This window comes from Lichenihabitans psoromatis (assembly GCF_004323635.1).
GTDB lineage: Bacteria > Pseudomonadota > Alphaproteobacteria > Rhizobiales > Beijerinckiaceae > Lichenihabitans > Lichenihabitans psoromatis.
This window is the reverse complement of record NZ_CP036516.1, coordinates 86,689-107,020: the sequence shown is the minus strand read 5'-3', so window position 1 is coordinate 107,020 and position 20,332 is coordinate 86,689. Positions and strand designations below refer to the sequence as shown.

The window sequence follows — 20,332 nt, the reverse complement described above, 5'->3', positions numbered from 1 at the left end:
GCCTGCTAGTCCGGACGTACGACGTAGCCCCGCCGGGCCTTGCGCTTGAGCCAGGCGCTGAGCGCAACCTTCGCGGTGGCATCATGCTCGTAAAGGTCGAGGCTGCGACGGCAGCTCACCCCGATGCGGCCCCACTCGCGGACGAGCGCGGTGTCGCCGAACATCGTCTGCTCGACCGACAGCACGTAGCAGCGCGCCATGTTGCTGGCATCGTCGATGCGGTCGAGGACGAGGAGCTGGACGGACGCGGTCGACGCCGGTGGTGCTGCGGGCATTCGATGATGGTCCACCCGCGCAGCGTCGACGTCCAACGCAAAGACTGAATCAATCAGGCAGCTCGGATTCACAGTGCTGATGCATTGCGAGAAGCTCGAAGGTTTTGCGTGGTCGGAGGGATGAAAGGCTTCGTCCTTCGGACACTCGCAACGTCGTGATCCATCTCGCTCTGGTTGGCGCATCTCCTTGGTCTGGGCCGCGGACTGACGATCAACCCGCAAGGGGTCCGCTATGCCAGCATGCGGCCTCTTCGGCTGCGCCTCGACGTGATCATGGCCACGCCCCAGACGCTTCGGGCGCCTGTCGAGCGGGGATGGCCCCCGCCGCAAGACGGGAGCTGAACCGATGTCGAAGAACCTCACCCTCGCGCAGAACCACGCCTGGAACCTCGCCAAAACGCTCATGGTCTGCGTCGTTCTCTTCCGGGGCGAGAATGGTTTCGGTGTGCTGCCCTCGGATGAGTTCGACGGCGATGCCGGATCGATCATTCACGAGTACGATCCATTCGGAGTGTGAGCCATCCAAAGACGCTGGCGCGACAGCGCCCGCGTCTCTGAAGTTTGTCCGCCGGGGTCCGGCCGGTACAGATGCGTCGGAGAACGTCGATGCCGACCGGAACATTTCGGATGTTCGACTTTGCGCCCATCCCGAACGTTCCATGCGTTTCTAGCCGGTCTCCAAAGCGGCCATTCCGCATTCTGCAGAAACCATACATTTCGCATGACCCGGCGGGGCCTAATTGGATCAGCCGCTTAGCTTGTGCGAAACTCCAGTGCGAAACCGGAGCGATCGCCGGTGAACTCGGTGCCGTTGGCCTTGAAGGTTCCGATGGTAGCCATGTTGCTCTCCTGCTTCCCGTTCGGGCCCGCGCCGTCGCGTCCTCGATGGCAATCCAGGGACCGGAGGCGATCGACGCCGCATCCGCTTGTGGACCGCAACGCAGTGGAGGACGGGGTCGGCCGGTGTTCTTGCCTCGCGAGGAATGCGGAACGCAGGGGAAGAAGGTCGGACGGCGCCGTTGCGGCAAGGCGACGAGGCGAAGCCGTCCTGTGGTCAGGTCAGCAGGTCGACGAGGCCGTGAGGCGCGGGCCCGTGGACGAGCCGGAAGCCTCGGCTACGGGGTACCCTGAATTTGCGGGACCGGCTCGTTCCACGTACCTGGAGCTTTCCGTCGCCGGTTCTGGGACGGCGTCGTCGGAGAGCGGACCATCTTCCATCTCGTCCTCGGTTTGCCGTTCCTGCTGGTCCTGTTCGGGATCGTGATGCCGCTCGCGGTACCCCTATGGGTCAAGGGCATCTTGGCGGTGCTCCTGCTCGTCGGGTCGCAATATCATCTGGTCAGCCGTCTCTCGTCGGGATCCGTCCTGTCGCCGGAGTTCCCGCGTCCCATCGTGATCCTGTTCACGTGGGCGTTCGGCGCGATCGCGTTCCTCGCCGTACTGCTCGTAGCGCTCGGTGCGGTCAAGGTGCCGATGACGCTGGTGCGGGGCGAGCACGGGACGGTCCCGGATGGCGTCAGATACGCCCTGGCGAGCGTCGCCTCGCTGCTCGCCGCGGTCGGCGTGCATGCGGCGGTCCGGGTACCGCCCCTGAAGGACGTGACGGTCGAAATCCACGGGCTGCCATCGGCGTTCGACGACTATCGCATCCTCCAATTGACCGACCTGCACATCAGCCGCCTGTTCCCGGCGTCCTGGACCCGCACGCTGGTCGAGCGGTCCAACGCGCTGGGCGTTGACTTGATCGTCGTGACCGGGGATTTCATCGACGGCACCCTCGCCAAGCGACGGGCGGACGTCGAGCCGCTGCGCGGTCTCCACGCGCCGGACGGCGTCTACGCGATCCAGGGCAACCACGAATATTACTTCGGCTACCGCGAGTGGATGGGGCACCTCGCCGGGATGGGAATGACCATGCTCCTCAACGACCATGTGGTCCTGAAGCGGCGTGAGGGGCGATTTATTCTCGCCGGGGTGACGGACCGATCCGCGGCGGGGACGGGCAACCCCGAGCCCGACCTGACCGCCGCGCTCGCCGGAGCCCCCGAGGGCGTCCCGATCGTGCTGCTCGACCATCAGCCGAGAAAGGCCAAGGAGGCCGCCGCGCGTGGCGTCTCGCTGCAACTGTCCGGGCATACGCACGGCGGCATGATCCGGGGCCTGGACCGCCTCGTCGCGCGCATGAACGACGGGTTCGTGTCGGGGCGCTACGACGTCGACGGAATGACGCTCTACGTCAACAACGGCAGCGCCCTGTGGCCCGGTTTCGCGCTACGGTTGGGGCGCCCGCCGGAACTCACTCGCATTACGCGGCGTCGGGTCGCGTGACGCCGATCGTCCTCGTCGACAAGAAACCCGCCTGGGCGCATCGATGTCGCTCCCCGATCGACGTGATCGCGCCGTCGCCGGCCGCAGCCAGGAAACCGAAGCATGGCAAGGGTCGACAAGGACAAGCTGAATCTCGCCGAGGTCAGCGCGATCGGCATCGGCGGCATGATCGGCGGGGGTATCTTCGCGGTGCTTGGCCTAGCCATCGCCACCGCGGGACACGCCGTTGTCCTGACGCTTGCGGGCGGTGGTGTGATCGCCCTGCTGACAGGCCTCTCCTACGCCCATCTCGGCCTTCACTTTCGCGGCGACGGCGGCAGCTTCACCTACATCGATAAGGCCTTCGCCTCTCCCTTGGTCGCGGGCTGCGCCGGCTGGCTCTTGGTCGTCGGCTACGTCGGAACGCTCGCGCTCTACGCGACGGCGTTCGGCGATTATGGTGCGACGCTGTTCGGTCTGGGCGGCGCACGGCCGGCCACGGCAGTGTTGGCGGGGCTGGTGCTGGTTGGGTTTCTCGGCATCAACCTCCGTGGCGCGCGCACGTCGGGCAGCGTCGAGCTCGGCGTCGTTGCCATCAAGCTGCTTATCCTCGCCGTGTTCGCCGCCGCCGGCTTCATCGGCATCAAAACCGCCCATTTCGTACCGCTTTTCGATCGCGGCATCGCTTCGCCCCTGGTCGCGGTTGCCTTGATATTCGTGGCCTATGAGGGGTTTGAACTCATTCCCAACGCGATCGACGAGATGGCGGATCCGGAACACAACCTGCGCCGCGCCATCGTCATCGCGATCGTCCTTACCACGATCATCTACATCGTCGTCGCCGTCGCGGCACTCGGCAACCTTACTCCGGCGCAGATCCAGCAGGACCAGGAATACGTGCTCGCGGTGGCCGCGCGGCCGACCTTGGGCGAGGCCGGATTCGTGCTGATCGGCATCGCCGCGCTGCTCTCAACCGCGTCCGCCATCAACGCGACGTTGTTCGGCGCCGCACGGCTTGCCATGGTGATGGCCGAGGAACATGCGCTTCCCCAGGTTTTTGCCCTCCAGGAGCGCATCCGTCCAGTTCCCTATGTCTCGCTGCTCGCCCTCACCGTCCTGTCGCTCGCCTTCGCGCTACTGGTCCCGCTGCCGGCGATCTCGGGCTTCGCGAGCGCGACGTTCCTCGTCATCTTTGCCGCCGTCAACTTTTCCGCCTTGCGGCTTTCGGGGCGCATCGGGTTGTCGCCGTCGATCCCGCTCGCCGGCGGACTTCTCGCCACCGCCAGCCTCGGTCTGCTGCTCTGGCACGACTGGCAGGTTGACCGCATGAGCCTATACCTCCTGCTCGCGGTTTACGGATCCGTCGTCGCGATCCAAATCGTGCTGACCGTGCGACGGGGCCGCTTGCCACCCGGGGGGCTGACACCGCTTGCGAGGACGTGAAGACTTTGGCTACGCGAAACGTCAATGGACTAACAGAGACTAGGCCGAGGAACAGACCGGACGGCCACGCGCCCCTGATCATCAGTAGCCCCCACGCGGTGATGCGGTGCCGCCATGTGGCCCCGCACCCCGTGCACGTGATGTAATCGGGTCTTACCAGCGTCCCCCAAAACGCACAGATCCCGCCGTGACCCCCGTCCGCATCGACCGTTCGCGGCATGTCCGTATCCTCCTGCGATGCCGCTTTGCTCGCTTCCGATCCCGTCATGCATAGGCAGTCCAGGCCTTTGGGCGCCCGTCCCAAACGAGAGCCGTCCTGCAATCATCGATTCGCACGGACCGGCGTCGACCGTCGACGCGGCGCCGTAGTGGCTCGCCCGTAAAGGCATCGAGGGCCGGCATCGCCTTGCCCGTCACACACGCCTCCCACCCCGTGCTCGCGTCGGCTTGCGGGATGGCCCTGACCTCCACCATGCGCGTTCCGACGATCGCCGTGACCTGGTAGACATTCAAGTTGGTCTGGTCGGTAGTTGCTCCCTTTACCCCCAGAGGACTCGACCGCTGTAGCCCACAACCACCCCAAGTATCGAGCTCCAATGGCTGGCAGTACGGAGCCGACGAACAGCAAATTTGAGATTATTACGGCGGAAAGCGGCCATTCTGCTCACGGCCAGATAGCGTCGATGCGAAGTGCCGAAAGAGGGGTCTTCCGCATTCCTTTAATAGAGGGCCGGAGGGTCAGACCCGTTTTCCCCCGGGTTTGCGTCCGGGCGCTCGAGGCCGAAAATCAGCCTCACGTTCCAACGTGCGATAGAGTGTGACGCGATTGACTCCGAGACGTTGAGCGATCTCAGACATCGTCAGATCAGGATCCTTCATCAGCCGTCTGGCCGTATCTACGGCGTCCTTGCCAATCTTTGGCTTTCGCCCTCCCAGTCGTCCGCGGGCCCGCGCTGCAGCCAGCCCGGCGCGTGTCCGTTCGCGGATCAGGTTGCGCTCCATCTCTGCAAAGACAGCACCGATCTGCAGCATGGCTTTTCCCATGGTGGTCGATGGATCGATCCCGTCCTGCAGCGATCGAAGTTTGACACCATCCTGCTCAAATTGTTCGAGCAGGCCCACGAGCTGGTGGGTCGTCCGCCCGAGTCGGTCGAGCTTCCAGACAACCAAAGTGTCGCCGCGTCGTAGATGCGAAAGAGCCTCGCGGAGGCCGGGCCTCTCTGGTCGCGCTCCCGATGCCCGGTCCTCAAAAATCCGATCGCACCCTGCGCTCACCAGCGCATCTTTCTGCAGATCCAGCTTCTGATCTTCCGTGGACACGCGCGCGTAGCCGATCAGCAGAGAGGCTGAAGCAGCAGCATCCTTTTTCGAAGGCCGTTTCGTTGCGGAACCCATGTCAGACGATCGCAGAGACACACTGATTACGCAACACGGTTCAGCATCAATCCGCTGAGAGAGGCGGCCGAGAATTACGAAAGACTTGCTATATCGATGCGAGAACGGCCGTTTACGCAACGATTGATCGCCCAGCTAGAATCTCCCTAAACTCCGAACATTCGCCTTCGCGTCGTGTCAGGTTGTTCAGACAAGTCGCTAAAGCTTCGAAGCAACGTTCCTCGCGCAGTATTGAGCACAACCGCGGCGGAGCGCCAGGATCCCGTGCGCCGCCTGATGCCTCTGATGCTTTTGCGCCACTTCGCGCGAGCATCATCCATCGAGCCGCGCGCGGTCCGCCCAGGACGGGACATGTCTTTCTTCGCCGACAACTATAGGTTCCTCAGCTTTCTGTAGTCTCGCCCGGCGTTCCCGGCTTCCGGGAACGCTCGGATCCTGCGAAGGCTCGGCGGCGGTCGATGACCGCGTAGGCAACCCCTCGGCAGCCGCGACCTCTGCGCGCGTCACGGTCGCCGCGGTCCCCACCAAGTGCCGCCTCCTGTTCAGACGGAAACCAAAGCAGTAAGGTGCCGCGAAGCCTTGACCACGTCACCCATCACCTGTTCTCGCCCGACGGATGAAACGATGCCGCTTTCGGCCAAGTGCAGGGAGAGCCTCACCCAAGCCGTCGCCTTCGCCGGCGCGGGACTGATCGGCCTCGCGACGCAGCTCCCCGTCCGCGACTTTGTCGATGCCGCCTTTGATGGTCCCTCGCATTGGTGGACACCTTTGATACGCTCGGATGAGCGGGAAAGGTGTTTGGATGCCCAAAACGAGGCGGGAGTTCGCTCCCGAGTTTAAACGAGAGGCTGTTGCGCTGCTTGAAAGTAGCAGTCGGCCGTTGATGCAGGTTGCCACGGAGGTCGGCATCTCGCCGTCGATGCTGCGGAACTGGCGAGCGGCCATCCACACCGGCGCTGCCCGTTCGCGAGCGGTCGCGGCCGGGGTGCCGCAGCTCCCGTCCCCGGCCGACCAGGCTGCCGAGATTGCGCGGCTGAAGCGGGATCTCGATCGCACGCGCATGGAGCGCGACGTCCTAAAAAAAGCCATCGGCATCTTCGCGGAGGTGCCCAGATGAGGTTCACGTTCATCCGCGATCACGTCGGCACGTGGCCGATCCGGCTCATGTGCCGCGTGCTGCAGGTCTCTGCCAGCGGCTACTATGCATGGCGGGATCGCCCCGACAGTGCTCGGCTCGTCGCCAACCGTCATCTGCTTGGCGATGTCCGGCGTCTCGAGGCCGAGCATCGTGGCCGCTATGGCTCACCGAGGATGCACGCCGCGCTTCGTGCTGAAGGCCGGACGGTGAGCCGGGGACGCGTCGCCCGTTTGATGCGCCACCACGGGATTCGCGGCCTGGCAGGGCGTCGGTTCAAGCCTTGCACAACGGACAGCCGCCATGATCTTCCGATCGCGCCAAACCGGCTCAAGCAGGTGTTCGCGGCAACAACTCCGAACACCGTCTGGCTGGCGGACATCACCTATATCGCCACCGGAGAGGGATGGCTCTATCTCGCTGCGGTCCTCGACCTCGCCACGCGCAAGATCGTCGGCTGGGCGATGCGCGATCATATGCGCACCGAGCTGCCGCTCGCCGCGCTCATGATGGCCGCCCAGCGTCAACGCCCAGGGGCCGGGCTCATCCAACATTCGGATCGTGGCAGCCAATACGCCGCCGAGGTCTACCGAAAGCAGCTGGCCGTCATGGCGGCGACGCCGTCGATGAGCCGCACGGGCTGCTGTTACGACAACGCCCCGATGGAGAGCTTCTTCCACACGCTGAAGGTCGAACTCGTCCACCAATGTCACTGGGCGACACGCGACGAGGCCCGACGCGACCTGTTCGCCTACATCGAAGGCTATTATAACCGACGACGGATCCACTCTGCGCTCGGCTACAAAACGCCAGAACAAGCCGAGAGGCTGGCGGCATAACCCCCGTGTCCATCAATTCAGGGCACCATCAGCACCTTGTCGGGGAGGCACCTTGGTCGGACATGGCGGTGATGGCCCAGGTCCGCGATCACGTGCTGCCGGTCATCGAGCGACAGGGGCCGATCAAGGCCTGGATCGTCGACGATACGGGGTTCCCCAAGAAGGGGCGCCACTCGGTCGGGGTGGCGCGGCAGTATTGCGGTCAGCTCGGCAAACAGGACAACTGCCAAGTGGCGGTGAGCCTGTCGGTGGCGAACGAGGCCGCGAGCCTGCCGATCGCCTACCGACTCTATCTTCCGCAAGCCTGGGCTGACGATCCCGAGCAGCGCCGCAAGGCCAAGGTTCCGCCGGATGTCGTGTTCCAGACCAAGCCGCAGATCGCGCTCGACCAGATCGCGGCGGCGCAGGCCCAGCGTGTGGCTCCCGGCGTGATCCTGGCGGATGCCGGCTACGGCGCGGACGGCGGCTTCCGCGCCGGCCTGTCCGCCCTGGGGCTCGCCTATGTGGTCGGGGTGCAACCGACGCTCAGTGTGTGGCGCCCCGGCGAAGAGCCGCTGCCTCCCAAACCCTGGAGCGGAAAGGGCCGACCGCCGTCCTTGCTGCGCCGCAGCCCTGACAACAAGCCTGTCTCAGCCAGGGCGTTGGCCGAACAGCTCCCAACCGAAGCTTGGCAGAGCATGACGTGGCGCGAAGGGACCAACGTCGATCTCGCGTCCCGCTTCGCTGCTGTCCGCCTCCGACCCGCCTCCAGGGACTATAATCGTTCCGAGCCGCGCGCTATGGAGTGGTTGATGATCGAATGGCCGGAGGATGCGGCCGAGCCAATCAAGTATTGGCTCTCGACCATGCCACCAGAGACCTCGATCGAAGACTTGGTCAAAACAGCTAAGTTGCGTTGGCGGATCGAACGCGACTATCAGGATCTCAAGCAAGAACTTGGCTTAGGCCATTACGAGGGGCGCGGATGGCGCGGCTTCCACCATCACGCAAGCCTCTGCATCGCAGCCTATGGATTCCTCATCACCCTTCAAGGGACGATTCCCCCCTCAGCTTCAGCTCGCCCCAGGGGCGGCCCGACGCCTTACCTTCCCAGTCATCGCCGACCCCGCGGCTCCGCCGGTTCGGCCCGAGCGTCACGTGCCCACCTCCATTACGACCATGCGGCGGCGGCTCACCCACGCCCTCGTCCAACGTCTCTCCCGATGTCCGTGCTGCAATCAACTCAAAACAAACCGTCAGCTCGTTTTATGACGCAGTAAGACTAGCAGGGTGTTGAAGAAGGCTGCCGAACGGTTTTGAGGACGGTGAGAATGTTCGGGTCAGAACTGGCCAGACGATCCTGATCGACCTGGCCTCCGTGACGAAAGGTGCCGATGACAGCCGATCTAGCCGCGCTGGAGACGTGGTTGGCCTCGAACTTCCGCTCGGAGCGGATTGTACGCGTTTCGGTGATCTCGAATGGGTGCGCGAGGCCGACCATCTCTACGCGCCGACCGGCTTTCGCCACCCTCCGGGTCCCTGCGCACGGGCGACAAGGTTGCGGTGGTTGTCAACCGTCGTCCGCCAGATCCGGACGATGGGGATCGCGGGCGCAATCATGCGCCACCGAGAGTCAAACAGTGGTGGCGAGGCAGCTCCTCAGGCGTTGCCGGTGGACGACGGTCCCGCCGCCGACCGCTTCCGGCGAGGCTGCGGCTACCTGACGGCTGTCACCCTGATTGCAGACGCAGAAGAAGATGCACGATAATGACGCTGGCAGGAACAATTTATCTGCATGGCACCGCAACTGTCGTGACCAGGCCGAGATGATGCTCGTCGGGCCGGGCGACCAGGCGCTCGTGGAGTGGGTCAGACCCGGGCCTTCAGCGCGTTGCGATGGATCTGATCCAGCCTGGATTCGCATAGGGGCTGGTATGGAACCGGCGGTCATCCGCCTTCAGCGAACGACGAGCATCATCGACACCCTGCAGGTCGACGCCTCTGCGTATGCCCTCCCCTGCTCCCTCGGCGTAGCAGCCCCGGCAGTTCCACTTTGCGGCGTCGCCCCAGCGACGGAGCGTCATCGGCGGATTGCCGCGGGCCAGGAGATCTGGTTTTTGGGCAGTCGGCCGGTCGGATCGAAGACGTCGACTTTATGCGGGAGATCTGGCCCCCAGCGCCAGAGGACGAGGTTGATGTTCGCCTCCGTGGCTCCCGGCACGAAGCTCGGGACCAGAATACCGGTGTGACCCGCAGGCCTGAGACGATCGATGGCCAGCCAGGAGGGCGCAGCCTTTCCCGCGAGCTGGAAGGTGAGCCAGGAGCAGGACAGTTCATCGCGCGTGACACCGTGCGCGGCCCGCGCCGCATCGTCGCGAAGATCGGCGATACCCTCACAGTCGACGTCGTACTCGCACATGCTCAATGGCTGGAGGCGATTGGTGAAGCCCTGGGTGCATTCGCCGAACGACGTCATCACGTCCAGCGACAGATAGAGCGTGGCCTCCCCCTTGCGGTTGAACCGGCCGCCTGTCGCTGCTGCACCCGCACCTGAAAGCGGCGAGAACGACCAGGCCGGATCATGGGCACGATAGCAGCGGCCGACAAATCTCAAGCAAATCCGCCAAGGGCGAAATGGTCGAGGTATTCCCTTACGGCACTGGCGCGGCCGGCTTTCACCAGTGCCTCGGGCGTGCGGCCGTCGAGCGCGGGAATGGGCTGCGAGCGGTACCAGGCCATCGCCTGTGCTTCGCCACCCGACCAGTCGCGCACCCGGCTGATGATCTCGAGCATTTCAGTGACACGGGTCTGCGCCTTGGGCGCCACGCGCCGGTTCGCCTTCGAGACCGACGCGATGCCAAGCCCGGCGGTTTCAGCGAGCTGGCCCTTGGACATCCGGAACGCCTCCGCGACGCGATCAACGTCGACGATCCCCTTGTCCATGAAGCTCGTGACGAAGTGGGCTTCACGTTGCTCTTGCGGTGGGCCCAACGTATCCGATCGAATGGCCGACCCCTTTACGGGTTTGAGCTTGATCGCCGCCATGTCCTGATCCCCGCCTCGATTACAGTCAATATACGGGACAGAACCGTTCGTGCAAGTTCCCTGCTGTGGGAGGTCGCTGGGTGCCGGGGCTTGATCCCAATTCTCAACGTGGTGTCCCATCGCGGTGAGTTTCATGGCGCGTCCGGTACCCGGACCCCGCTCTACTCCGCAGGACAGCCTGCTGCCCGAAGCCCCTCCAGGTCTCCGCCTTCGGTCACGATCGGTCGCGCGATCCTCCTCGCCGAAACGGAGGGCGCATGCTGCCTTTAGGAGAGTGAGAGGGCGGCCTGGCTGGCCGTGACGGGTCGAGGATCGCGAGAGAGGCTCGCGGCCGGCCGGTCGCGGAGTTCCGCCATGAACCGAGCCGCCACACGCACCCGCTCTGCCCCGAGCCGGGCGTCGCTGTACCAGGAGATCACGGACCGCATCATAGCGGAGTTGGAGGCCGGCCGCGTTCCTTGGGTCCAGCCCTGGGCTGCAGCGAACGCGCCCCTGGCCATGCCGAAGAACGCCCTCACTGGACGGCGGTATTCCGGTATCAACATCCTGATCCTCTGGGATACCGTGATCCAGCATGGGTTCAGAACGCAGAACTGGCTCACGTTTCGTCAGGCCCAGGCCTTGGGCGGCAGCGTGCGGAAGGGAGAGCGCGGCACCACGGTGGTCTACGCCAGCCGGTTCACCCCAGGCGACCATCAGCCTGGAGCCGTGAGCCAAGGCGAGCCGCGCGGTGCCATTCCTTTCCTGAAACGCTTCACCGTCTTCAATGCGGACCAGTGCGACGGGGTGCCGGATTCGCTGGTCGCATCGCTCCCCCCGGTGCCGGACAATCTGGTCCCCCGGCAATCGACGTTCTCGTGAAGGCCAGCGGCGCCGTGGTGAAGATCGGCGGCGGCAAGGCATTCTACAGTGTGACGCACGACTATGTTCAGGTGCCGCGACCGGACGCGTTCCTCGTGCCCATCAATTTCGCAAGAACGATGGCGCACGAACTCTCGCACTGGAGTGGCGCGAGCACTCGCCTTGCCCGGGACCAGAGCGGATCGTTCGGCTCGAAGCCGTACTTCGTGGAGGAATGCGTCGCCGAGCTTTCGGCCGCGTTCGTCTGCGCGTCGCTCGGCATCGTTCCGACCGTGCGCCATGCCGACTACCTCGGCGCGTGGCTCGACATCGTCCGCGAAGACAACCGCGCGATCGTGCGGGCTGCCAGCGCCGCCTCCAAGGCCGCCGACTTCCTCCTAGCGTTCCTGCCGGACACCGAAACCTTGGAGGAGGAAGCGGTCGACGAGACGCGGGAGGTGGAGTGATGCGCTTCCGACGCTGGCCGCGCGTATCGGCCTTCGAGGATACGCCTCGCAAGCGTGCTGCCCTGCGGCGAAGCCAGCGACATCAACGAGACCGGCATCCGCTGCTGGCGGCGATCATCGGCAATGCCCAGCCGAGCGCCGACACCGAGATGGCGCGCCGGGCCGAGCAAATGGTTTCGCACCCAGCTGCAGGCCCGATCGGCGCGGGCGCAGACGTGGCGCCGAGCGAGGAAGCGGCTCGCCGACCTCCCCCGCTTGTTACAGACCAGGATCCGTGAGGTCTGGGCCACCTGCCCCTACCCTGCGGATCCCAGCTATCTGCTCGATCTGATCGAAAGCATCGAGCGAGGGCGTATCGATCCCGAGCGACCACCCTGGCGATGCCCTCGGCCGCTGAGCCCAATGGCTAATCGGCCGTCCAGTCCCGGACTTCGAGGCCTCGCACGCGCCGAAACTCGGCGACGTTCGCCGTGATCATGATGGCGCCCAGCGCGGTGGCATGAGCCGCGATCAAAAGGTCGTTGGGTCCGATCGGACGGCCCGCGGCTTCGAGCTCGGCACGAATGCCGCCGTAATGCGCATCCGCCGGCGGTGCCAGAGGCAGGACCGGAACCCGCGCCAGGATGGCTTCGACCCTCTCCAGAATGCGGCTCGATCCGCTTTTCGCCGCCCCATACCGCAGCTCCGCCGCCGTGATGATGCTGATGCAGAGGTTCTCTTCGCCCACCCTGGCAATGTGGTCCGCGACCTTGCCCCGAGGGTTGCGCATCATGTCGGACACGATGTTGGTGTCCAGCATGTAGAGGGTCACAGCGTCACGTCGCGAAGCGGCGGTAAGCCTGCATCGACATCGGGAAATTCGTCATCGAGCGGCTGCCAGCCGGCGAGAAGGTCCAAGAGCTTGCTCTGGTGCACGGGCGCGATGATGAGCCGGTCGCCATCGCGACTGATGACGGCTTCGGTGCCCGGCAGCTCGAACTCGACAGGGATGCGTATGGCCTGGCTCCGATTGTTGCGAAAGAGTCGGACCTGGCGGGGTCGAGGCGCTGCATCCGGCATTGTTGTAGCTCCTGTGTATATGCCGAGTGTATATGTCTAAGACGCTCCGTTCAAGCTGCCGCGCCCGCAGCGCCGATCGTAGCTTTGGCAATTCGAACCCTAGTGAGGTTGGCTATAAGGCCTTCCCGGTTTCGGGTTATATGCGGACTAAACCGTCTGAGAAGGCGGCGCCGCTCCGGACATTCCGGGTCTGCCGTAGTGTTGGCTCGGCATCTGCGGCCCTTCAGGGGATCGAGGACCCGTTCAAGCTCGGCAGGTATCCGAGCTCGTCGAGCAGATCCCGAAACGCGACCCGGCGCTCTTCTTTCCGCGCTTCTGCGTCGGCGCACGCTCGCTCGTGCTCGACGCCGGTCTCCGCCTCGCTCGCCTCGACTAAGCGCTCCCATGCGGTCAGCGCATCGATATAGGCAAGGTGCGCCGCGATCGTTCGAACTTCGAGAGCGTCCGCTTTGTCGGCGGGGTCGGCCATCGACCCGTTTCCCTTGAGGCTTGTGTCTGCGGTGCGCCCCCGCAAACAAGCCTAGACCACCCGTAGTCGGGGAGTTGGAAAACCGAGCTTACCCGGCTCCTACGACCTTTAGCACCGGGGCGCCTGGACATACGTCGCAGGCTCCCCGACCAGAAGGTCTAGGAGAAAGGTGCCGTAACGGCCGGCACCAAACCGGTAAGCTCGAGGTTTCCACGCCCCAGGGCAGCGCGTACCGCCCCGCAGCAGTGATATCGCGTCGCGAGGCGTCTCGCCAGAGCTTCGGCGCGGGAGATCGGCGCCGGAATGAGAGGGAGAGAGGGGCCGGTCACTGCGTGACGGAAGGAGGTCGGGAGAGAGGCTCTCGGCCGATCCGTCACGGAGATGCTCACATGCCAACCACCCAGCCCAAGCTTGTCCTCAGCGGCGCGCGGGACATTCCCTTCAATAAGCTCGTCCTCAGCCAGTCGAACGTCCGGCGCATCAAGACCGGCGTGACGATCGAGGAACTTGCCGAGGATATCGCGAGGCGGACCCTGCTGCAGAGCCTCAGCGTCCGGCCCATCGTCGGCGCCGATGGCGTCGAGACCGGCGTGTTCGAGGTGCCGGCCGGCGGACGACGGTTCCGGGCGCTCGAGCTGCTGGTGAAGCAGAAGCGGCTCGCCAAGACCGCGATGGTCCCGTGTGTTGTGCGAAACGGCGGGGACGGCGTGTCGGCCGAGGAGGACTCGCTCGCCGAGAACGTGCAGCGCCAGGCGCTGCATCCTCTCGACCAGTACCGCAGCTTCAAGACGCTGGTGGATCAGGGCCTGTCAGAGGAGGAGATCGCGGCCCGCTTCTTCGTGTCGGTCAATGTCGTCAAGCAGCGGCTCCGGCTGACGACGGTGTCGGAGAAGCTCCTGGCGGTCTATGCGGATGAAGGCATGACGCTCGACCAGCTAACAGCCTTCAGCGTCTCGGGCGATCATGCCCGACAGGAGCAGGTCTGGGAGGGCCTGTCCCGCTCCTACAACAAGGAAGCCTACTATATCCGTCGCCTGCTTACCGAGAGCGCTGTGCGGGTCGACGACCGTCGCGCCCAGTTCGTGGGAATCGCCGCCTATGAGGCGGCCGGCGGCATCGTGATGCGCGACCTCTTCACCGACGACCGGGGTGGCTGGCTGCAGGATCCGGCGCTGCTCGAGCGACTGGTCGACGAAAAGCTGAAGATCGAGGCCCAGGCGATCGCCGGTGAAGGCTGGCTCTGGGTCTCGGCTGCGCTCGACTTCAAGTACGGCCATACCAATGGGTTCCGGCGCCTGCGGGGTGAGCCGCTCGATCGAAGCGCAGATGAAGAGGCGGCGTATCAGGTGCTGAAGGCGGAATTCGACGCGCTGAACGAGCAGTATGACAGCGCCGACGAACTGCCGGAGGAGGTCGACGAGCGTCTCGGCGAGTTGGAGACCGCCATCGCGGCCTTCGACAATCGACCCTTGCGGTTCGACGCAGCCGAGATCGGGCGTGCCGGAGTGTTCGTCAGCCTCGACGCCAACGGGTCGCTGGAGATCGAGCGCGGCTTCGTCCGGCCCGAAGACGAACCCGCGGTGGATCACCCCTCAGCGAGCGCGGTCGAGGGATCCGCGCCGTCCGACGTCGGGGGACGCGTTTATGGCGTGGTGCAACGCGCCGTCATCATGATCGGCGGCGAGCCTGATCACCAGGGACCGTCGTCAGCGGAGGACGAAGAGGAGACGATCCGCCCGCTGTCCGAACGTCTGGTCATCGAGCTGACCGCGCATCGCACCGTCGCGCTCCGAGACGCTGTCGGGTGCGTTTTCGAAACGGCCTTCCTCGCCGTCCTGCACGCGCTCGCGCTCAATGCCTTCGGGCGGCTCGCGCACGACACCTGCCTCGAGATCAGCGCCAAGACCACGGCGTTCTCGGCACAGGCGCCCGGCCTCAAGGACACGGCATGCGCGAAGCGGATCTCCGAGCGTCATGCGGCATGGCAGGAGCGACTTCCGTCGAGTTCGGTCGACCTGTGGTCCGCCCTGGCCGACATGGGCGATGACGACCGGCAGGCCCTGTTCGCGCATTGTGCGTCGCTCTCGATCAACGCCGTGCACGAACCGTGGAACCGGAACAAGGAACGGCAGGCGCACGCCAATCATCTGGCCAAGGCGGTCTCGCTCGATATGGCCGCGGCAGGATGGGCGCCGACGGTCGACACCTATCTCGGCCGGGTTCCGAAGGCCCGCATTCTCGAAGCCGTGCGCGAGGCAAAGGGCGACGGCGCGGCGCAGCTGATCGACCACCTGAAGAAGGCCGACATGGCAGCGGAAGCGGAACGTCTCCTTGCCGGGAGTGGCTGGCTTCCCGAGCCGCTGCGGACCTCCGAGCCACTTGTGACAGACGAATTCGACCATAACGAGGATGAGCCCGAGGCATTGCCGGAGTTCCTGGCCGGCGACGGAGAGCGATCCGAGGACGAGGAGCGAGACGCTTCCCACCTCCTCGCAGCTGAATAGGCGGGGCCACGGTCGATAGGTATTCCGCTCTTCGAGCCAAGACACTTCCGAACCCGGCCTCAGTGCCGGGTTTTTTCGTGGCCGCAGCTCGAGGCTTTGATGGTCGTGTGAAACACCGAGAGCGAGAGGAGGGCCGGGTGGGGGCGGCCCAGCCGGGACCAGAGAGAGCGAACGGCGGGTCCTCTCCCCTGCTCTCCTGGATGTTCCGTCATGCATCAACCTCTCCACTCCTCGTCGGCGCTCACTGCGGCCGATGCCCTTCACGCGGCTTCAGGTCGATCGAAGGCGGCCCAGATCGTCGCCGCCGCGGCTTTGATCCAGCCGCACCTCGCTCGCGGGCGGCCTGTCACGGCCGAGACCCTCCGCAGCAGCATGGAAACAGCATTCGGCGGCTCCGACGCGGAGGGCGCCTGGCTTTGGCGCGACGCCTATGAGGCCTGCGAGGTCGCTCAGGTTCTCTTCTTGCGCCGCTACGGTGCCGCGATGCGACGTCAAGCGACGAGCCCGGCGGCGATGCTCGCGATGCTCGATCGTGTGGCGACCCTGCTGCCGACGCAGACGAAGCGTTCCGAGGAGAGCCAGCGGTTTCAGCAATTCTCGACGCCGCTCGGCCTGGGATATGTCGCAGCCTTCGCGGCCAGCGTCGTCGACGGCGACGTCGTCTTGGAGCCGTCGGCCGGCACCGGGCTGCTCGCGATCCACGTCGCCGGCTACGCAACGCTGGCGTTGAATGAACTCGCGCCCGACCGCGCCGACCTGCTGGATCGGCTTTTCCCGTCGCAGACCGTGACCCGCCACGATGCGGCGCAGATCGACGATCGGCTCCCGGCCGCCGTCCGTCCCACCGTCTTGCTGATGAACCCACCCTTCTCGGTTGCCGCAGGGGTCGAGGGTCGGGTGCGGGATGCCGCCTTTCAGCACATCCGCTCGGCGTTTGCCCGGCTCGCCGATGGCGGCCGGCTCGTCGCCGTCACCGGGAGCGGTCTGGACCCGCATGCCGCCGCGTGGCGTGAGCCCTTCACCCGGCTTCAGGAGCATGGGCACATCGTCTTTTCGGCTCCGATCGCCGGGCAGGTCTATTCGCGTCACGGCACGACCATCGAGACGCGGCTCACCGTCATCGACAAGGTGCCTGCCGACAATGCGACGATCTTCCCGCCCTGCCCCGGCCTGGCGCCGGATGCAAAGACGTTTCTCGCCTGGCTGTTCGATCGGCTGCCGCCTCGACGTCCGGTCGCCGCCGTGCTTGGTCTGCCGGGCAAAGTCGCGAGCCGGCCAGGACTTCGGTCGGTCCGGCGGACGAGCCCCCTCCCCTCCCCCACTCCCATCCTGGAGCAGCCGGCGGTCGAGCTCGTCTACGAGACGGTCGACTGGATGGCCGGTGATCGCGGCAGCCTGTCCGAGGCGATCTACGAGGGCTACACGCTCCAATCCGTCCGCATCCCGACGGCAAATCCGCATCCCACCTTGCTGGTGCAGTCCGCCGCCATGGCGTCCGTCGCCCCGCCCAAGCCGCAGTATCGTCCGAAACTCCCGGCCTCCGTCATCGCCGACGGTCTCCTCTCCGACGCCCAGATCGAGAGCGTCATCTACGCCGGCGACGCCCATGCCGGGCAGCTCGACGGTTCATGGCTCGTCGATGCAACCTACGACGTCGTCTCGGCCGCGCCCGACGAAGCCGAAGGTTCCGTGCGGTTTCGGCGGGGTTGGTTTCTCGGAGACGGCACGGGCGCCGGCAAGGGTCGGCAGGTGGCCGGTGTTCTCCTCGACAACTGGCTGCATGGTCGACGTCGCGCCGTCTGGGTGTCGAAGTCGGACAAGCTGCTCGAAGACGCGCAGCGCGACTGGTCGGCGCTCGGCCAGGAGCGCCTGCTCGTCACCCCGCAATCGCGGTTCCGGCAGGGCACGCCGATCAGGCTGGACGTGGGCATCCTGTTCACGACCTACGCCACGATCCGCTCGCAGGAACGCGAGGGGAAAGTCTCGCGCGTCCAGCAGCTCGTCGACTGGCTCGGCCGGGACTTCGATGGCGTCATCGTCTTCGACGAAGCGCACGCCATGGCCAATGCCGGCGGTGGCAAGGGAGAGCGTGGTGATCAGGCCGCCTCGCAGCAGGGCAAAGCCGGGCTTCGGCTTCAGCATGCCCTGCCCGATGCCCGAATCCTCTATGTGTCTGCAACCGGCGCGACCACGGTCGAGAACCTCGCCTATGCGCAGCGTCTCAGCCTTTGGGGCGGCGCGGACTTCCCCTTCGCGACCCGCGCCGAGTTCGTCGCGGCCATCGAGGAGGGTGGCGTCGCCGCCATGGAGGTGCTGGCCCGGGACCTAAAGGCCCTCGGACTCTACGCGGCGCGTTCGCTATCCTACGAAGGCGTCGAGTACGAACTCATCGAACACAAGCTCACAGAGGATCAGACACGCATCTACGATGCCTACGCCGGCGCGTTCCAGGTCATCCACAACAACCTGCGCGCCGCGTTGGAGGCGTCCAACATCCGCTCGGCCAAAGGCACGCTGAATGGCCAGGCCATGTCCGCGGCTCTCTCGGCTTTCGAGAGCTCGAAGCAGCGCTTCTTCGGCCATCTCATCACGGCCATGAAGACGCCGACGCTGATCGCCGCCATCGACCGGGATCTCGCCGCCGGCCACGCGGCCGTCATCCAAATCGTCTCGACCGGCGAGGCCCTGCTCGAACGCCGGCTTGCCGACATCCCGACCGAGGAGTGGACGGATATCCGGGTCGACGTCACGCCCAGGGAATATGTCCTCGACTACCTGCAGCACTCGTTCCCGGTCCAGCTGTTTGAGCCGTTCACCGATGACAGCGGCAACCTGTCCTCGCGACCCGTGTTCGACGAGGGGCAACCGGTGCTCTGCCGTGAGGCCATCGCGCGACGTGATCGCATGATCGAGCATCTGGCCGGGCTCGATCCCGTCCAGAGCGCGCTCGATCAGATTGTCCACCGCTTCGGCACCGACATCGTGGCCGAAGTGACGGGACGATCCCGCCGCATTGTCCGCAGATCCGGCCGGGATGGTTTCGATCGCCTCGTCGTCGAGAACCGCCCCGGCTCGGCCAATCTCGCCGAGACCCAGGCCTTCATGGACGACACGAAACGAATCCTGGTCTTCTCGGATGCGGGCGGCACGGGGCGCAGCTATCACGCCGATCTGTCCGCCCGAAACCAGCGGCTCCGTGTCCATTACCTGCTGGAAGCCGGTTGGAAGGCCGACGCCGCCATCCAGGGCCTTGGGCGCACCAACCGCACCAACCAGGCCCAGCCGCCGCTGTTTCGGCCGGTCGCGACCGACGTCAAGGCCGAGAAGCGGTTCCTGTCGACCATCGCGCGCCGCCTCGATACGCTCGGCGCCATCACCAAGGGCCAGCGCCAGACGGGCGGCCAGGGGCTGTTCCGCGCCGACGACAATCTCGAATCCGTCTACGCCAAGGCGGCGCTCCGGCAGTTCTTCGTCCAGCTCTATGCCGGGCGGATCGAGGGCTGCTCGCTCCAAGACTTCGAGCAAGCGACCGGACTGTCGCTCACGGATGGCGATGGCTCGATCCGCGAGGACCTGCCGGCGATCACCACCTTCCTCAATCGCCTGCTCGCGCTGACGATCGCGATGCAGAACCGGCTCTTTGCGGCGTTCGAGGCGATCCTGGTCAGCCGCATCGAGGGCGCGGTCGCCTCCGGCCACTACGATGCCGGCGTCGAGACGCTCCGGGCCGACAGCCTGACCATCCTGGACCGCCGCACCGTGCATGTGCACGCGGCATCCGGAGCCGAGACGCGCGTGTTCACCATCGCGCGACGGGACCGCACGCATCCGCTGTCGCTGGACGAGGCGCTGGAGCGCGCGACCGAGCACGGGGCGAAGCTGCTGCTCAACGCCAGGTCGGGACGCGCCGCCGTGCAGGTGCCGGCCTCGAGCATCATGCTGGACCATGGCCGGATCGAGCGCCGCGTGCGATTGCTCCGCCCGATCGAACGCACCGCCATCGGATTGGACGCGCTAGCGCAGACCCAGTGGAAGGAGACGGATCGCGAGGGCTTCGCGACCGCTTGGGTTTCGGAGGTGTCGGAGGTGCCCGCCTTCACGACCTCGACGTTCCACGTCGTGACCGGCCTGCTCCTGCCCATCTGGAAGCGCATCCCGGACGAGACCTGCAAGGTCTATCGGCTGCAGACCGATGACGGCGAGCGGATCATCGGCCGGCTGATCTCGGACGCGGCCCTGTCGGCCCTGCACCGGAATCTCGGATTGTCGGGCGGCCCGTCTCTCGAGCCTGCGGCGGCCTGGGCGATCGTGAGCGAAGGGCGAGCCACCGTGCAGTTGGCCGACGGCCTGCAGGTCCGCCGGGTCCGCGTCATGGGCGAGCATCGCATCGAGCTGGTCGGGTTTTCCCAAGGCATGCGGGAGAGACTTCGGGCGGACGGCCTCTTTTCGGAGATCATCGCCTGGACGCTGCGGTACTTCATCCCCGTCGGCGATGCCGGCCCGACGGTCTTCACGCGGCTCGTCGAGCGGCATCCGCTCGTCGGCACGATCGATCGCAGCGCGGCATGAGGGGAG

General features: G+C 65.6%; 14 protein-coding genes and 2 pseudogenes. 8 read left to right on the top strand and 8 right to left on the bottom strand.

Annotated elements, in window-relative coordinates; translation table 11 throughout:
- Nucleotides 1-5 precede the first annotated feature (5 nt).
- Nucleotides 6-275, bottom strand: a complete 270-nt coding sequence (locus tag EY713_RS22080; RefSeq protein ID WP_131120219.1) for a WGR domain-containing protein — start codon at nt 273-275, stop codon at nt 6-8.
- A 346-nt stretch (nt 276-621) separates the two neighbouring features.
- Between EY713_RS22080 and EY713_RS22920 the strand changes: the two genes are divergently transcribed.
- The 3 genes from EY713_RS22920 (at nt 622) to EY713_RS22070 (ending at nt 4,025) form a co-directional block, all read left to right on the top strand.
- Nucleotides 622-792 carry a hypothetical protein gene (locus EY713_RS22920; RefSeq protein WP_165491251.1) on the top strand — a complete coding sequence of 57 codons (171 nt, stop codon included), beginning with the start codon at nt 622-624 and terminating at the stop codon, nt 790-792.
- A 692-nt stretch (nt 793-1,484) separates the two neighbouring features.
- Nucleotides 1,485-2,603 (top strand): metallophosphoesterase, encoded by a 1,119-nt coding sequence (locus EY713_RS22075; RefSeq protein WP_131120217.1) that lies wholly within the window; start codon nt 1,485-1,487, stop codon nt 2,601-2,603.
- 102 nt (nt 2,604-2,705) lie between these two features.
- Nucleotides 2,706-4,025, top strand: a complete 1,320-nt coding sequence (locus tag EY713_RS22070) for an APC family permease (protein WP_131120216.1) — start codon at nt 2,706-2,708, stop codon at nt 4,023-4,025.
- A gap of 264 nt (nt 4,026-4,289) precedes the next feature.
- Here the strand turns inward: EY713_RS22070 and EY713_RS22065 are convergent, their stop codons facing one another.
- Together EY713_RS22065 and EY713_RS22060 are read right to left on the bottom strand one after the other, a co-directional pair.
- Complete coding sequence (locus tag EY713_RS22065) at nt 4,290-4,538, bottom strand: hypothetical protein (protein ID WP_131120214.1); 249 nt, start codon at nt 4,536-4,538, stop codon at nt 4,290-4,292.
- A 225-nt stretch (nt 4,539-4,763) separates the two neighbouring features.
- Nucleotides 4,764-5,420, bottom strand: coding sequence for a recombinase family protein (locus EY713_RS22060; RefSeq protein ID WP_170314125.1), 657 nt, complete (start codon nt 5,418-5,420; stop codon nt 4,764-4,766).
- 802 nt (nt 5,421-6,222) lie between these two features.
- Here EY713_RS22060 and EY713_RS22055 point away from each other — a divergent pair.
- Nucleotides 6,223-7,394, top strand: a protein-coding gene (locus tag EY713_RS22055) for an IS3 family transposase (RefSeq protein WP_425374332.1) whose coding sequence is annotated in 2 segments (ribosomal slippage) — nt 6,223-6,508 and nt 6,508-7,394 — 1,173 coding nt in all. Because the reading frame shifts where the segments join, the coding sequence is not laid out codon by codon here.
- A pseudogene (locus EY713_RS22050) lies at nt 7,382-8,512 on the top strand (IS701 family transposase); the annotation flags it as partial. The gene EY713_RS22055 and the pseudogene EY713_RS22050, both read left to right, overlap by 13 nt.
- Before the next feature lie 941 nt (nt 8,513-9,453).
- On the opposite strand, the gene EY713_RS22045 reads toward EY713_RS22050, so the two are convergent.
- Together EY713_RS22045 and EY713_RS22040 are read right to left on the bottom strand one after the other, a co-directional pair.
- Complete coding sequence (locus tag EY713_RS22045; RefSeq protein ID WP_131120210.1) at nt 9,454-9,987, bottom strand: RES family NAD+ phosphorylase; 534 nt, start codon at nt 9,985-9,987, stop codon at nt 9,454-9,456.
- A complete protein-coding gene (locus EY713_RS22040; protein WP_131120319.1) occupies nt 9,984-10,316 on the bottom strand; it encodes an MbcA/ParS/Xre antitoxin family protein in 333 nt (110 codons plus the stop codon). The genes EY713_RS22045 and EY713_RS22040 overlap by 4 nt, the downstream gene beginning before the upstream one ends.
- Before the next feature lie 456 nt (nt 10,317-10,772).
- Here EY713_RS22040 and EY713_RS22035 point away from each other — a divergent pair.
- Nucleotides 10,773-11,725: pseudogene (locus tag EY713_RS22035) on the top strand (ArdC family protein).
- 406 nt (nt 11,726-12,131) lie between these two features.
- Here the strand turns inward: EY713_RS22035 and EY713_RS22030 are convergent.
- The 3 genes from EY713_RS22030 to EY713_RS22020 all read right to left on the bottom strand — a co-directional run bounded on the left by EY713_RS22030 (nt 12,132) and on the right by EY713_RS22020 (nt 13,253).
- Entirely contained in the window at nt 12,132-12,524 is a 393-nt protein-coding gene (locus tag EY713_RS22030) for a type II toxin-antitoxin system VapC family toxin (RefSeq protein WP_131120208.1), read from the bottom strand.
- 8 nt (nt 12,525-12,532) lie between these two features.
- Nucleotides 12,533-12,784: an antitoxin gene (locus tag EY713_RS22025; protein WP_131120206.1), complete on the bottom strand. Its 252-nt coding sequence runs from the start codon at nt 12,782-12,784 to the stop codon at nt 12,533-12,535.
- Nucleotides 12,785-13,007: 223 nt separating this feature from the next.
- Complete coding sequence (locus EY713_RS22020) at nt 13,008-13,253, bottom strand: hypothetical protein (RefSeq protein WP_245504421.1); 246 nt, start codon at nt 13,251-13,253, stop codon at nt 13,008-13,010.
- 389 nt (nt 13,254-13,642) lie between these two features.
- Between EY713_RS22020 and EY713_RS22015 the strand changes: the two genes are divergently transcribed.
- Together EY713_RS22015 and EY713_RS22010 are read left to right on the top strand one after the other, a co-directional pair.
- A complete protein-coding gene (locus EY713_RS22015) occupies nt 13,643-15,757 on the top strand; it encodes a ParB/RepB/Spo0J family partition protein (protein ID WP_131120204.1) in 2,115 nt (704 codons plus the stop codon).
- A gap of 210 nt (nt 15,758-15,967) precedes the next feature.
- Entirely contained in the window at nt 15,968-20,326 is a 4,359-nt protein-coding gene (locus EY713_RS22010) for a strawberry notch family protein (protein ID WP_131120202.1), read from the top strand.
- Nucleotides 20,327-20,332 lie beyond the last annotated feature (6 nt).

Excerpts from the sequence above, each read along its gene's own strand:
- EY713_RS22080 (WP_131120219.1), bottom strand. The coding sequence starts at position 275 with ATGCCCGCAGCACCACCGGCGTCGACCGCGTCCGTCCAGCTCCTCGTC.
- EY713_RS22920 (WP_165491251.1), top strand. The coding sequence starts at position 622 with ATGTCGAAGAACCTCACCCTCGCGCAGAACCACGCCTGGAACCTCGCC.
- EY713_RS22070 (WP_131120216.1), top strand. The coding sequence starts at position 2,706 with ATGGCAAGGGTCGACAAGGACAAGCTGAATCTCGCCGAGGTCAGCGCG.
- EY713_RS22060 (WP_170314125.1), bottom strand. The coding sequence starts at position 5,420 with ATGGGTTCCGCAACGAAACGGCCTTCGAAAAAGGATGCTGCTGCTTCA.
- EY713_RS22040 (WP_131120319.1), bottom strand. The coding sequence starts at position 10,316 with ATGGACAAGGGGATCGTCGACGTTGATCGCGTCGCGGAGGCGTTCCGG.
- EY713_RS22030 (WP_131120208.1), bottom strand. The coding sequence starts at position 12,524 with ATGCTGGACACCAACATCGTGTCCGACATGATGCGCAACCCTCGGGGC.
- EY713_RS22025 (WP_131120206.1), bottom strand. The coding sequence starts at position 12,784 with ATGCCGGATGCAGCGCCTCGACCCCGCCAGGTCCGACTCTTTCGCAAC.
- EY713_RS22020 (WP_245504421.1), bottom strand. The coding sequence starts at position 13,253 with ATGGCCGACCCCGCCGACAAAGCGGACGCTCTCGAAGTTCGAACGATC.
- EY713_RS22015 (WP_131120204.1), top strand. The coding sequence starts at position 13,643 with ATGCCAACCACCCAGCCCAAGCTTGTCCTCAGCGGCGCGCGGGACATT.
- EY713_RS22010 (WP_131120202.1), top strand. The coding sequence starts at position 15,968 with ATGCATCAACCTCTCCACTCCTCGTCGGCGCTCACTGCGGCCGATGCC.